This is a genomic window from Rhizobium sp. 25PS6 (genome assembly GCF_032464655.1).
In the GTDB taxonomy this organism is placed as follows: domain Bacteria; phylum Pseudomonadota; class Alphaproteobacteria; order Rhizobiales; family Rhizobiaceae; genus Rhizobium; species Rhizobium laguerreae.
Genome location: NZ_JAWDIV010000008.1, coordinates 127,716 through 140,489 on the forward strand (window position 1 = coordinate 127,716; position 12,774 = coordinate 140,489).

Here is a 12,774-nt window from a genome sequence, read left to right on the forward strand (position 1 = left end):
GCCCCCTCCGCATTCACATCTCAAAACTATTCCTCGGCGCTCTAAAAAGCAAGCTTCGCCGCCTCCAAGTGAATTGGAGCAGTCCCGTCAGATTGGAAGCCCATCGTCGGCAGGAAAGACTGTAAAAGTCAGGAATTTAACATGCAGTCAGCGAAGTTTCCTTAGCCTCGAAACGTATAGTTGCTGATCGAGGCCGGTTTCATCTCGATGGAGAAGCCCGGCAGGGTGGGCGGCATGTAGGCGGCGTTCTCGATCAGGCAGGGGTCGAGGAAGTGTTCGTGCAGGTGATCGACATATTCGATGACGCGGCCTTCTTTGGTGCCCGACACCGCGATGTAATCGATCATCGACAGATGCTGCACATATTCGCAGAGCCCGACGCCGCCCGCATGCGGCCAGACCGGCAGGTCGAACTTGGCGGCGATCAAGAGCACGGAGAGAACCTCGTTCAGCCCGCCCATACGGCAGGAATCGATCTGCACGATATCGATCGCGCCCTCGGCGATGAACTGCTTGAACATGATGCGGTTCTGGCACATCTCGCCGGTCGCGACCTTCACCGGGCCGATCGCCTGGCGGATCTTGCGGTGGCCGGCGACATCGTCAGGGCTTGTGGGTTCCTCGATGAAGAAGGGCTTGGCGAAGGAGAGCGCCTTGACCCAGTCGATCGCCTGGCCGACGTCCCAGACCTGGTTGGCATCAATCATCAAGTAGCGGTCGGGGCCGATCACCTCGCGGGCGATTCTGAGGCGGCGGATATCGTCTTCCAGGTCGCGGCCGACCTTCATCTTGACGTGGTTGAAGCCGGCATCGATCGCCTCCTGGCAGAGGCGGCGCAACTTATCGTCCTCGTAACCCAGCCATCCGGCCGAAGTCGTGTAGCAGGCATAGCCCTCCTTTTCGAGGATGGCGATGCGCTCGGCCTTGCCCGCCTCGGCGCGCTTCAGGATCTCGACCGCTTCGTCACGCGTGAGAACGTCGGTGAGATAGCGGTAATCGACGATGTCGGCGATCTCTTCCGGCGACATCTCGGCGACGAGCCGCCAGACCGGTTTGCCGGCCTGCTTGGCAAGCAGATCCCAGACGGCATTGACGACCGCGCCGGTCGCCAGGTGAATGGCGCCCTTTTCCGGGCCGATCCAGCGCAGCTGGCTATCGCTCGTCAGATGCCGCCAAAATTTGCCGGGATGGGCGAGAACTTCTGTGAGGTCGGCGCCGACGACGAGATGGCGCATCGCTTCGATCGCCATGCAGCAAATGTCGTTGCCGCGGCCGATGGTGAAGGTCAGACCGTGGCCGGCAAGATCAGGCGCATCCGTATCGAGAATGACGTAGGCCGCCGAATAGTCCGGATCGGGATTCATCGCATCGGATCCATCCAGGCTTTGCGACGTGGGAAAGCGGAGATCGAAGACACGAAGGTCGGTGATGCGGGTCATGGTTGTTTCTCCCGATTATAATGAGCCTATTATAGAGAGCCGATTGCAGTGGCCGGGCCGGCCGGCAAGACTGCCGGGCCGACCGCATCCGTTGAAATCAGATCGTCCAGCCGCCGTCGATGGCGATCGCCTGGCCCGACGTGTAGGTCGCGCCGGCCAGATAGACGGCGAGATCGGCGATCTCTTCCGGCGAGCCCAACCGGCCCATCGGCTGGCGGGCGATGAAGGCGGCGCGCGCCGCGTCGTAATCGCCCTGCGCGCGCATGCGATCCTGCAGCGACGGGCTTTCCACCGTGCCGGGGCAGATGGCGTTGCAGCGAATGCCCTGACCGACGTAATCGGCGGCGACGGCCTTGGTGAGCCCGATCACCGCCGCTTTGGTCACGCCATAGGCGAAGCGGTTCGGCACGCCCTTGATGCTGGAGGCGACGGAGGCCATGTTGATGATCGCCCCGTCCTTGCGCTCGATCATGCCCGGCAGCACGGCGCGGATGGTGCGGATCATCGCCTTGACGTTGAGGTCGAAGGCGAATTCGAGATCGGAATCCTTCATCTCGAGGATCGAGCCGGCATGGACGAAACCGGCGCAGTTGAACAGCACGTCGACGGCTCCGATCTCGGCGACCAGAGCCTTGACCGCATCCTCTTCGAGCACGTTCAGCTTATGGGTGGAAACGCCGGTTTCGGCTGCCAGCGTCGCCAGCGCCTCGGTGTTGATATCAGTCGCGTGGACCTTGGCGCCGATCGCGGCAAAGGCTGTCGCCGTCGCCCGGCCGATGCCCTGGCCGGCGGCGGTGATGAGAACGGTCTTGCCGGAAAGTCTATTTGTCATGTCACGGGCCTTTTCTGGAATTGTCTACGCTGGACGATGGAATGCGGTTATGTCTTGGCGAAGCGCGGTCGTGATGGAGCGCGCCGGTCTGCTTCCGGAGGTGCGCGGCTCTCTCCGTTAAATGGAGGAGTTGGCGCTGTTGCATAGGCAGATCAGCGGGGGATTCAGCTGATTGGCTGCTTTTTCGGCGATCTCCGCCGGCGGCAGGACCGATGACCATTCCCATGCGCTGCACGGTCTTCCTCCCTGTCCCCGGCTTGCTTATGACCGTGCCGCTCGGGCGCCTTCGGTATCTCAGCCGTTCGCTTTCGCGCCGACCGTTTTCAGTGGTGATTTGTCTGTTTATAGACAAACAGACGATTGGCCGGGGGTCAAGTGCGAAGTTTTCCTTTTCCGGCTGCGGTTCTGCGTATATGCAGAGTAGTATTCACAGGAGGAAGGAATGGAGACCGACGAGTCCGACCGCTATCGTGCTCCTGCCCTCGACAAGGGCCTCGATATCCTGGAGCTGCTCGCTGGCGTCGACAGCGGTCTCACCCAGGCTGATATCGCCAAACGGCTCGACCGCAGCCCCAACGAATTCTACCGCATGCTCGATCGCTTGGTGCGCCGCGGTTACGTCACCCGGCTGGATGGCGACCGCTACTCGCTGACGCTGAAGCTCTTCGGCCTCGCGCAGCTGCACGCGCCGGTGCGCCGGCTCGCCTCTTACGCCACGCCGCTGATGCGCGATCTTGCCCAGCGCACGCGCCAGGCCAATCATCTCGCCGTCTTCGATCGGGGTGCTGCCGTCGTCATCGCCCAGCAGGAGGCGCCGGACTATTGGGGATTTTCGATCCGCATCGGCGCCCATATCAGCCTCTTCGACACCGGATCGGGGCATGTGCTGCTGGCCTTCCGCAGCAAGGAGGAGCGGGAGATGATGATCTCCGAACATGTGCGCAGCCGCGCGGATGTCGAACTCGGCCCCGAATTCTACGATCGTCTCGACCAGATCCGCGAGCGCGGCTACGAGATGATGGCCAGCGCCCAGACTTCCGGCGTCTACAATCTCTCCGCTCCCGTTCTCGGGCCGGACCGCCGCTGCATTGCCGCCCTCACCTGCCCCTTCATCGCGCTGGTCAACGCGCCGTCGGCTCCCGATATCACCCAGGCGATCACACTGGTGCAGAAGGCGGCGGCCCAACTCTCACTGCTTGCCGGCGCCGATGTCGTCACCCCCTCCTGACGGCTGGGAGCATCAATTGGGTGTGACATTCTCGGCCGGGAGATTGCCGATGCCAGCCCCTCATCCGCCTGCCGGCACCTTCTCCCCGTAAACGGGGCGAAGGGGATGTGCCGCGCCCTCTCCGTTCCTCGCCTACGTTTCGCATGGCACGTCCCCTCTCCCCGCGAACCGTGAAAGATGGGCTAGGGTGAGGGGCAGCCCTTGGCACGATCCGGGAATTTCTATTTGAACAATCCATTCACCAGGGATAGCTTTGCGAGAAGCCATTCCTGGAGGAGAAGAGCGTGCTCATCGACACCCATCTGCATATCATCGATCGGTCGGCGCTGCCCTATCCCTGGCTCTCGGGCGTGCCTGATCTCGATCATGATTTCCTCTACGAGGCCTATGCGAGGGAGGCCCGGCGCTGCGGCATCACCACGGTGCTGCATATGGAGGTCGACGTCGATCCTGCCGCGATACAGGCAGAGACCGATCACGTCGCCAGCCTCGCCAAAAAGGAAGGCAGTCTGATTGCCGGCGCCATCGTCTCCTGCCGGCCGGAAGAGGAAGGCTTCGCCGCCTATCTCGAGCGGCAAAAGGCCGATCCCTTCGTCAAGGGGTTCCGCCGCGTGCTGCATGTCGTGCCCGATGATGTCTCCGAAGGCGCCCTGTTCCGCGAAAACATCAGGCGCATTAGCGGTAGCAGCCTGACCTTCGACCTTTGCACCTTGCCGCATCAGGCGAGCCGTGTGACCGCCCTCGCCGATCTTGCGCCCGACGTGCAGTTCGTGCTCGACCATTGTGGCGTGCCGGATATCCGCTCGGATGCCTTTGGGCCGTGGAAGACCGGCATATCAGAGATTGCCCGGCGGCCGAACGTCGTCTGCAAGGTCTCCGGCGTCGTCGCCTATGCCGATGCGAAGACCTGGACGGCGCAAACGCTGCAGCCCTATATCGAACATGTGACCGCAAGTTTCGGCTGGGACCGCGTCGTCTGGGGTAGCGACTGGCCGGTCTGTACGCTCGGCGGCGGCCTCTCCACCTGGGTTGCGGCGACCCACTCCATGCTTTCCGGCGTAAGCGAGACAGAGCGCTCGAAGCTGCTTTTCGCCAATGCACAGCGCCTCTGGTCGCTCTGATGTCACAAAATAAAGCGACCGGTCTCTTGGATGTGCCGTTTCGGCATGTTTTTTGTACCATTTCGGGACAAAAAGGGCCCGATTTTCGAGTTTAACTCTATCTACATGCAAGCAATTGCTAGCCTTATTTATCTCGGCTAAAAGTTGTTGACACGGATATGGCGAATAACCCCTTGTCCGCTGCCTTCAGAAGGGAAATGAGATGAAAGAAGAACCGCATTCCGTCGATGTTCACGTCGGAAAGACGATCCGCATCCAGCGTCTGTTGAGGAAAGTTTCTCAAACGGAACTGGGCGATCGTGTGGGCGTAACGTTCCAGCAGATCCAGAAATACGAAAAGGGCTCCAACCGCGTTTCCGCCAGCATGCTGGTCGAAATCGCCGGCGCGCTGAAGGTCGATGTCAGGACGTTTTTCGACGACCTGTCGACCCCAGATAATGCCAACGACAACCCCGCTCCCAGCGAGGAATTCGTTATTTCGCGCGAAGGCGTCCTTCTCAATGCGGCGTTCTTTTCGATCAAGAACGAGGCGCTTCGTAAGAAGATCCTGAAGCTCGTCCAGGCGATTGCCAATACCGAACAGTTGGATAGTGAAGCGGCCGAATAGACCGGTTGTCTTTCACGTGATCCCAACGGACCGCGTGAGGGTCAACCAGGATCGATCGGATCAATGGCGATCGATCGGGATCAATAGCAATCGATCGAGATCAATGGCGATCGATCAGGATCAGATTCTCGCTGGCATCCTTCATTGCGATCTTGGCTTTGCTGCCAACCAGCTTTTCGAGATTGACGTCAAGCTCCCTGTCGGGATCTATGCCGTCCCAATCGATGACGACCTGCAGCAGCGCCATGTTCGTCAGGTGCATCAGATTGCGCAGCTGAAGCTTTTCAGCCTCCTCCTTGGCTGCCGACAGCAGCCGGAAGATCCTTGCGTATTCGCTGCCGGTACCTTCGTTGTGTTGTTCAAACATTGTTCCCGCCCTCTTTGGTCGTGGAACCCTACGATTCCATCATGACTTCATCTTCCGCCGCGACCGTTATTCAAGCGTTACAGGAACCGCATTGCGCGTGACTTCGGCGTGCAGGAGTTCCCAGTGCGAGGTCGCGGCAAAGCGCCAGTCACGGTTGACCGGGCGGAATTTGTCCCGGCGCAGCCATTCCAGCACCAGTAACGCGTCGCCGCGCTTGCGCTCGACACGGTTCCCCCGGATGGCGGCGAGGATGTGGTCGCGGCGCGGCTTGCGGAAATGGCACTCGTCGGCCACCTTGGCATAGGTGCGCTCGGAGAAATGCAGGAAGCGGCCGGCAAGCAGCAGCTTCTTGCGCTCGCTGAGCGAGATTTCGCCGTTGGCGTAAAGCGCATCGATGGTCGGTTCGAAATCGACCCAGGGTACGGAAAGCGGCAGCCAGCCGAGCTCCTGCGGCGCATGCACCAGCGCGACGGCCTCGTCGTCGAGTAGCCGCCCGGACTCATAATCTTCGAAGATCGAGCCGAGCCCGACCATGCCGAAGGGCGCGCATTCGGCTGCCCGCAGCGCCCCCATGCTGGCGCCGCCGGCAACGGCGACATCATGTTCGAGTGCGTAAAGTATTTCCTTGTGCCAGACCGAAGGCAGATCGCCGAAATAGCCGTCGACCAGGCCGATCGCGGTGGCGCCGTCCTGAACGGCTTTCAGGATGTCGCCGGCAGCGGCCGGCGGCCGGAAATCGATGCGGGGGGACATGGCTCTTGCCGCGGCAAGATCGCTGCCAAGGCTTGGGCCGACGAACAGCACCTTCATGATTCGGCTCCTCTCATAGTATTGACCGCGCGGATGCCGAGCTGGATATATTGGCCTGAAATATCGACCTCCAGCCCCGGCACGATCACCCGGACGACGGAGACCGGCAGGGCTCGATGCGGAAACGGCACGACGACGATCTGCTCGATGCCGGTCGCCGCCAGCCGGTCGGCAATATGGCCAATGGTGTCCTGGATCATCGCCGGGCGGCGATCGCGGGCCTGGAACGAGCGCATCCGGCCGCTGTCCTCGCAGAGTTCGACCACCTGTTGCATCGCCGCACTCCTGTCGAGCCGCTGATAGATGCGCGGCGAGAAATCGTCGCGGCTGCCGGCAATCGCGGTCAGCCGGCTCTGCGCCGCTTCGGTGATGGCGCGCAGCGCGGCGCGCACGGGATCGGGGTGGCAGCCGCAGCCACCGCAGACATGTGACCAGCGCGCGTCGACACGGTCGGAAAGATTCCCTGGCATGATGACGGCCAGAAAAGCGGGAACGCCGATATCCGTCGTCATGTCGAGCAACAGCAGTTTCATGCCGGCGCGGGTGATCCGGTCGGTCATGACGTCGATGACCGCATCGCCGAAGGAGGCGGGGTCGATGCGGCTCTCCTTCAGGCGCTCGGGCGATTTCAGTTGGGTTAAGGCCCAGGCGTCACGCTCCACCAACTCGCAAAGCCCATGCAGGACCGCTTCGGACGGCGTGTTGCCGGAGGCAAGCCCATCGCTCGACTGCTCGAAGCCCGGCGGTCTCTCGCCGCGATGGTCGAGGCCGATGAGCCACCAGGGCACGAAGACGCTGCTGCCGGAAAGAATGTCGAGCCCGGAGCACCACGGAATAGGACTGCTGCCGATTTCGTCGGGTGCGCAGCGTGCGACATTGTCGAGATCGATCATCGCGGCACGCTCCGCCCGCATGCTCTCGACCGTCGCCTGCGTCAGGTCGGCGGGGGCAATTTCGGCGATCCGCGTCTCGACCGCCTCCATCGCCGCCGAGGCCATGGCGGCATCGTTGTCGATACCCTTGCCCTGAAAGACCGAAAGCGTATGGCTGTTCGGCCTCGTTGCGAAGGCGACGGGGATGTTCAGAACGTCGAGTGCGGTCAGCAGACCGACGCGCGTAATGCCGAATTCGCGCAGATGCGGCCTGATGGCTGCGAGGGTCTGAGCCGGCGTGACCGCGCGGTCATGATAATCGCTGACACCGGCCGATGATCGTTTAAGGTCACCGGCAAGCGTTTCAAGGTCGGTGAAAGCGGACATACCGATCTGTTCCTTAGCGGAACCTCAGCGCATGCGTCAGGCTCTCGAGCGCATTGGCGGAAACGTTGAGCTCGTCCTGCTTCAGGGCCGCTCTGGCGGCTGCAGAGAAGCGCAGTGACTGTGTCTGAGCTGCAGTGGTGTCAGCATTGGTCTTCATGTTTCATCTCCGATTGGTCGGGCAGCGCCTTGCTGCGGTTAACCATCGGAAAGAAACATTGCCTCCGTCATTTAAGCGTTACAGGCTTCGTTAAAAGGCGGTGCAATCAGGGAAGACCGGCAAGTTGCAGGCCCTGTATCAGCGGTTCCGTATAGGCGGGATCGCGATCGGGGACGAAATGGCGGATGTCCTCGCTGCGGAAATCGGGGAAGTTTTCCAGCACTATCCTGGCGTAATTCCTGGCCTTGCCCGTGTCGCCTGCCATGGCATGCGAGGCGGCGAGCAGGCGGGCCGTCGCCTGCTTCGTCTTCACCGGTTCCAGCGCCTCGATCGCCATTTCATACTCTTCGCGCATGAAGTGGATGCCGCCGAGGTTCCAGTAGTAGTAGTCCGGCGGCAGCGGATTGAGTTTGAAGGCAGCGCGGCTGAGCTCCAGCGCTCGATCGAAATCGCCATCATGAGAAAGCGCATCGGCATAGTCGGCCAGGATGTCGGCATCGTTGGGATTGAGATCCTGGGCTTGCTGAAAATATTCCAGGCTTTCGTCGAAGCGGCGCCGATAAAGCGCCACGAAGCCGAGTTCGCGATAGGCCCGGCCGCTGTTCGGGTCGGACTGCTGCGCCTGCCGGGCAGCACCGTTCGCCTCGTCGAGCAGTTCCTTGTCCCGCATGCCGCGGATCAGCCATTCCATGCCGAGCGCGCGTGACATGCCGGCATGGGCGGCGGAGAAATGTTCATAACGATTGAGCGAGGATTTGAACCATTTGCGCGCCTGGCGCAGATGCTGCAGGTCGGTCTGGGCGATCAGCCGCTTGCCTTCCAGGTAGAGACGGTAGGCCGACGGCGGCGCCTCGCCGATCGGTATCGCCAGTTCGTGACGCTCGATCGTGTCGGCAAGCGAGGAGACGATCCGTCGCGTCAAATGCGCGAAGGATTCGCTGATCTTCTGCATGACCAGCGGCAGTTCGATGGCCCAGATCACCTCCGAAGTCGTCGTCCGCGTCAGCCGGCAGGTCGCATAGACATCCTCGTCGCGGCCCTGGATGGTGACGTAGACCGCATAGTCGAAGCTGAGGTCGAGCGGACCGGGCACGGCACGCGACGGATCGATCGAACGGCTGAGGATTTCCAGGCTCGTATGCGCCGCGATCACCTTGAAGCCGCGCTGCTGGCTGAGGCCGATGGTGACATCTTCGAGAAGGGCCCTGCCGACGCGCTCCATCAGCGGATCGATGAAGATGCTTTCTGGCGGCAGGATGATGATGCGCGGTTGGCCGACCGAATTGCCGGACAGATGTGACGCCGGCTGGGAATGCCCTGACGTCGCCTGTGCCGCCGGCACCAGGTTCAGTTCGCGGGCAAGAGCGGTGGTGCTTTCTTCCGGCTCGGTGTCGAAGTCGTCCTTCAGCTGGCTTTTACACTTCAGATAGGCCTGACGCGCCGCTGCCGGATCGTTCATCCTGACATAGGTGCGCATCAAGGCGCGATAGGCCGTCTCGCTGGCAGGGTCGAGTTCCAGCAGGCGCCTGGCAAGCGTGACCTGATCTTCATCCGATCTGTCTTCCGATGTCTCGACCAGCCGGGCGAGATGAGCGGAGCGCAACTCGTCGACACGCTGGCGCTCAAAGGTCAGCCAGTCCTCGGCGCCCTGCGTCGGCGATTTGACGCCTTCGAGCAATTCGCCGTTCAGCAGGTCGCCGTCTTCGGGCGCGAGCGGCCCTTTCTGTTTCAGGATATGAACGTCGACCTCCCAGCCATCGGCAAGGCCGATATGGGTTCGGGTCGCGGCAAGCAGCGGTGGAAGGCCGGCGGGAATGCTCTGTTCGATGCGTGCCAGCAGCTGGCGCAGGCTGCCGGCCCGCTTTTCCGGCAGCTCCGATTGCCAGAGCTGCCGCCTGACGGTTTCGCGGTCGAGTTCGAAATTGGGTTCGGCGGCGAGCATGGCGAGGAGAAAATATGACTTCTCCGGCAAGGGGAGTTCCTTCCCCGCCGCCAGCAATCGCGGTCTTCCGAGCAGGCACAGCCTGTTCGTCAGCATCTTCCGGATGTCCGTTGCATCTCGGTTCTCACCCCTGAAAGCCAAGGCGCGCAAGCGCACCGGCCAATCAAAAACATGTTAGAGCCATAAGAGCCCGGCGCATAGCGGTTTTGCTTTAAAAAGAAGAAGTTTCATCGAATATTTGCATATTCTCCCGCCACACGGGGAGGAAATGCTTTGCCAACACTTTCGCGAGGCTGCGGTTTGCGTGTCGTGGCGGGAGGTTATTTCCGCTGTCGATGGCCTTGCCAGCCGCTATCCCGCGGCGGCGTTAAAGGCCGAGCGCCTTGATGTGCTCGATCGAACGCCGGGCGAAGCGGCGCCAGTCGGCCGGATTGTCATGCTCGGTGACGATATGCTCAGCCTTTGTCTCGCGGAAAAGTGGTACGAGCATCGTAAACTTAAAGATCGCAAGGCAATTCTAGGCCGGCCGCGCCTCGACGGTTCATGCCCGAGCGATCTGCGCGCACAGGTTCATCGCCGCAGCACGCAGTTCTCGATGATGGCCGGAGGAGATATCGTGTCCGGGGATGTGGAAGAGGTTGGCTAGAGAGCGGCTCAAGCGGTCTGGAAATCTGTGAGCATGCTGTAGGAGGGCAATGTCCTGTTGGCGAAGATCCCCTTGCGGAGGAGGACGCGGTCGGAGTGCGGACGGGCGATAACCTGGTCGAGGCTCCAGGCTTCCAGGATCATCAGGTCTGCCGGACGATCGACGCCGATCGTACCGTCGTCGATGCCCATGATGCCAGCGGGTGCCGGGCCGGCAAGAGCGGGCGCATCCGCGTAGGGGTGGTCGAGATGCAGGATGCGCACCGCTTGCCGCCAGGTGTCCAGCATGTCGTGATCGCCATATGCAAAGAACGGATCACGGCAATTGTCGCCGGCCGCGGCGACCGGAATGCCAGCCGCATGCAACTCCTGCACGGGCGTGACCCCGCGCCAGCGTGGCGTGCGGCCGTCTTCACGATCCTGGAGATACATGTTGACGGTCGGCAGCGTGATGATCGAGAGGCCGGCATCGGCGATCAGCGCGATCGTGTCGCGCAATTCTTGCTCGCCCAGAAGCGCAAGCGAACAGCAGTGGCCGCATGTCACCCGCCCCTCGTAACCGTGGCGGATGGCGGCACGCGCCACATGCGGCAGGGCGTCGGCCTGTGCCGCCTCGTCGACATGTAGATCGACATCCAGTTCCCGTTCCTTCGCCAGCGCAAACAACCGGTCGAGCAGCAGGTCGATATCGTCGAGGCCTGACCCATGGGTGCCCCCGGAGGCGCGGGTGACGCCGCCGAGCAAGCCGCCGTGGACGGCAACGATATCGGCAAGGCGGGTGCCATAGTCGTCGCGATAGGCATCGAGCGGCACGAGGCCGGCAGCCTGCAAGGTGATGCAGCCTTTCCAACGTTCGCGCGTTTCGGCAAACGCGCTCCAGGTGATTTCCGCCTGCCCCTCGTGACTGTCGAGATGGGTGCGGATAGCGGCCACGCCATGGGCGTCGGCCGTTGCAAGAGCGAATTCCATCCGTCGCAGGAGGTCGTCGGCATTCCAGTGGGCAAGCCGGTCCGCCGTCGTCGCGGCGCGCGCGCCGGGATGCGTGCCGCCGGAATCGGGAGCACGTCCCATGGTGTGGCCCTTGTCGAGATGGGCGTGCGCGTCGATCAGAAGCGGCCAGACATGGCGGCCGTGGAGCGCGACTGCATCTTCGCCACCATCGGCAAGGGCCGGCGTTATCGCAGCGATCCCGCCGTTCTCGACCAGAATATCTACGAGGGCGGAACCGTCCCTGTCCACCTCCGCACCACCAGGCACGCCATCTGCTAGCAGCGCGACCGGGACGCGCGCCTTCGCAAGACGAATGCGCTCCTGTCTCGCCAGACGGGAGGCAAGGGTGGGAAACAGGGAAAGATCGTTCATGGTGGGTCTCTATTGGATGGGTTGCCGAGCGTTCAGCTCTGGTCGAACGAGGCGAGCAGACGCTCCTGCGCGAATTGCATGAAATGGCTGCCGGCGGGCGAAAGCGAGCCGCGGGCGCGGTGGAGGATATTGAGCCGTTGCAGCGAGCCGGTTCCCGTCAGCGGAATGAAGACTAGGTCGCCGGTCGCCATTTCGCGGTCGACATCGAGCCGGTTGAGGAAGGTTATGTGAGGCGTTGTCCGGGCAAGGCGCTTCATTAGTTCCATCGAATTGGTCTCGACGACGGGAACAAGGGTGGCACGCGCCGGAGCAGTCGCCTCGACGACCTCGCGCAGCGACAGCGATCGATCCGCCAGAACCAGCGGGTAGAGCAGGCAATCGGACATGCGCACGGTCTTGCGGTTTGCGAGGGGATGGGCGGGCGCGACGACGGCTCCCAGCGCATGGCGGAATTCGGCGGCGCGTTGCAGCCGGGTATCGTCCGGCAGGTTGTAGGCAATGGCGAGATCGGCCTGGCCGAGCGCAACCATCTCCGCAACAGTCGCCCGGTCGCCGACCATGATCCGCAGGCTGACCTGCGGATGTTTTTCTCGGTAGGCGGCAACGATCTCGGCAATCGGGCCCGCAGCGAGCGTTGCCATGGTCGCCAGCACCACCTCGCCGCGATTGAGCCCCTTCAGGGACTGGATCTGCGCCCGCATCCGCTGATGCGCCTGCAGTGTCTCGCGAATGTGCTGGATGAGGATCTCGCCGGAACTCGTGAGTTTCAGGCCGCGCGGCAGGCGCTCGAAAATGGGCGCCTGCAGCTCTTCCTCAAGCTCCAGGATATAGCGGTTTACCGCAGAGGCGGCGACATGCAATGTCTTTGCCGCCTTGCGGATGGAGCCCTGTCGGGCCACCTCGTCGATATAACGCAGCGCGCGTCCATGAAGCATGATGGGTCCGTTGCCTGACGGGAGTCGGATTGACTGTTCCACGATGTCACCGCAACGGACCATCTTCAAC

General features: G+C 62.2%; 13 protein-coding genes and 1 pseudogene. 3 read left to right on the forward strand and 11 right to left on the reverse strand.

The window, feature by feature from the left end; all coding sequences use genetic code 11:
* Nucleotides 1–161: 161 nt before the first annotated feature.
* Both RWK44_RS13525 and RWK44_RS13530 read right to left on the reverse strand, forming a co-directional pair.
* A complete protein-coding gene (locus RWK44_RS13525; protein ID WP_221999183.1) occupies nucleotides 162–1,439 on the reverse strand; it encodes an L-fuconate dehydratase in 1,278 nt (425 codons plus the stop codon).
* 97 nt (nucleotides 1,440–1,536) lie between these two features.
* Nucleotides 1,537–2,271 carry an SDR family oxidoreductase gene (locus RWK44_RS13530; protein WP_131662480.1) on the reverse strand — a complete coding sequence of 245 codons (735 nt, stop codon included), beginning with the start codon at nucleotides 2,269–2,271 and terminating at the stop codon, nucleotides 1,537–1,539.
* Nucleotides 2,272–2,713: 442 nt separating this feature from the next.
* On the opposite strand from RWK44_RS13530, the gene RWK44_RS13535 reads away from it, so the two are divergent.
* The 3 genes from RWK44_RS13535 (at nucleotide 2,714) to RWK44_RS13545 (ending at nucleotide 5,227) form a co-directional block, all read left to right on the forward strand.
* Nucleotides 2,714–3,499 (forward strand): IclR family transcriptional regulator, encoded by a 786-nt coding sequence (locus RWK44_RS13535; RefSeq protein ID WP_316028930.1) that lies wholly within the window; start codon nucleotides 2,714–2,716, stop codon nucleotides 3,497–3,499.
* A gap of 284 nt (nucleotides 3,500–3,783) precedes the next feature.
* Nucleotides 3,784–4,620: an amidohydrolase family protein gene (locus tag RWK44_RS13540; protein WP_131662479.1), complete on the forward strand. Its 837-nt coding sequence runs from the start codon at nucleotides 3,784–3,786 to the stop codon at nucleotides 4,618–4,620.
* Between the two features lie 202 nt (nucleotides 4,621–4,822).
* Nucleotides 4,823–5,227: a helix-turn-helix domain-containing protein gene (locus RWK44_RS13545; protein ID WP_077980003.1), complete on the forward strand. Its 405-nt coding sequence runs from the start codon at nucleotides 4,823–4,825 to the stop codon at nucleotides 5,225–5,227.
* Nucleotides 5,228–5,327: 100 nt separating this feature from the next.
* On the opposite strand, the gene RWK44_RS13550 is transcribed toward RWK44_RS13545, so the two are convergent.
* The 9 genes and pseudogenes from RWK44_RS13550 to RWK44_RS13590 form a co-directional block, all read right to left on the reverse strand.
* The gene (locus RWK44_RS13550) at nucleotides 5,328–5,594 is read right to left on the reverse strand and encodes a hypothetical protein (protein WP_020052848.1); all 267 of its coding nucleotides are present in this window, start codon (nucleotides 5,592–5,594) and stop codon (nucleotides 5,328–5,330) included.
* A gap of 66 nt (nucleotides 5,595–5,660) precedes the next feature.
* A complete protein-coding gene (locus RWK44_RS13555) occupies nucleotides 5,661–6,404 on the reverse strand; it encodes a TfuA-like protein (RefSeq protein ID WP_131662478.1) in 744 nt (247 codons plus the stop codon).
* Nucleotides 6,401–7,663: a YcaO-like family protein gene (locus RWK44_RS13560; RefSeq protein ID WP_131662477.1), complete on the reverse strand. Its 1,263-nt coding sequence runs from the start codon at nucleotides 7,661–7,663 to the stop codon at nucleotides 6,401–6,403. Before RWK44_RS13560 ends, RWK44_RS13555 begins: the two co-directional genes overlap by 4 nt.
* 13 nt (nucleotides 7,664–7,676) lie before the next feature.
* A complete protein-coding gene (locus RWK44_RS13565; RefSeq protein ID WP_165504093.1) occupies nucleotides 7,677–7,820 on the reverse strand; it encodes a hypothetical protein in 144 nt (47 codons plus the stop codon).
* Between the two features lie 106 nt (nucleotides 7,821–7,926).
* Nucleotides 7,927–9,918: a BTAD domain-containing putative transcriptional regulator gene (locus RWK44_RS13570; RefSeq protein ID WP_206105840.1), complete on the reverse strand. Its 1,992-nt coding sequence runs from the start codon at nucleotides 9,916–9,918 to the stop codon at nucleotides 7,927–7,929.
* A 211-nt stretch (nucleotides 9,919–10,129) separates the two neighbouring features.
* Nucleotides 10,130–10,252 carry a hypothetical protein gene (locus RWK44_RS35130; RefSeq protein ID WP_260692880.1) on the reverse strand — a complete coding sequence of 41 codons (123 nt, stop codon included), beginning with the start codon at nucleotides 10,250–10,252 and terminating at the stop codon, nucleotides 10,130–10,132.
* Nucleotides 10,253–10,303: 51 nt separating this feature from the next.
* Nucleotides 10,304–10,408 (reverse strand): annotated as a pseudogene (locus tag RWK44_RS35135) (IS6 family transposase); the annotation flags it as partial.
* Nucleotides 10,409–10,416: 8 nt separating this feature from the next.
* Nucleotides 10,417–11,769, reverse strand: coding sequence for a cytosine deaminase (locus RWK44_RS13585; protein ID WP_316028931.1), 1,353 nt, complete (start codon nucleotides 11,767–11,769; stop codon nucleotides 10,417–10,419).
* Nucleotides 11,770–11,801: 32 nt separating this feature from the next.
* On the reverse strand, nucleotides 11,802–12,773 hold the full coding sequence (locus tag RWK44_RS13590) for a LysR family transcriptional regulator (RefSeq protein ID WP_131662474.1): 972 nt from the start codon (nucleotides 12,771–12,773) through the stop codon (nucleotides 11,802–11,804).
* Nucleotide 12,774: the final 1 nt, after the last annotated feature.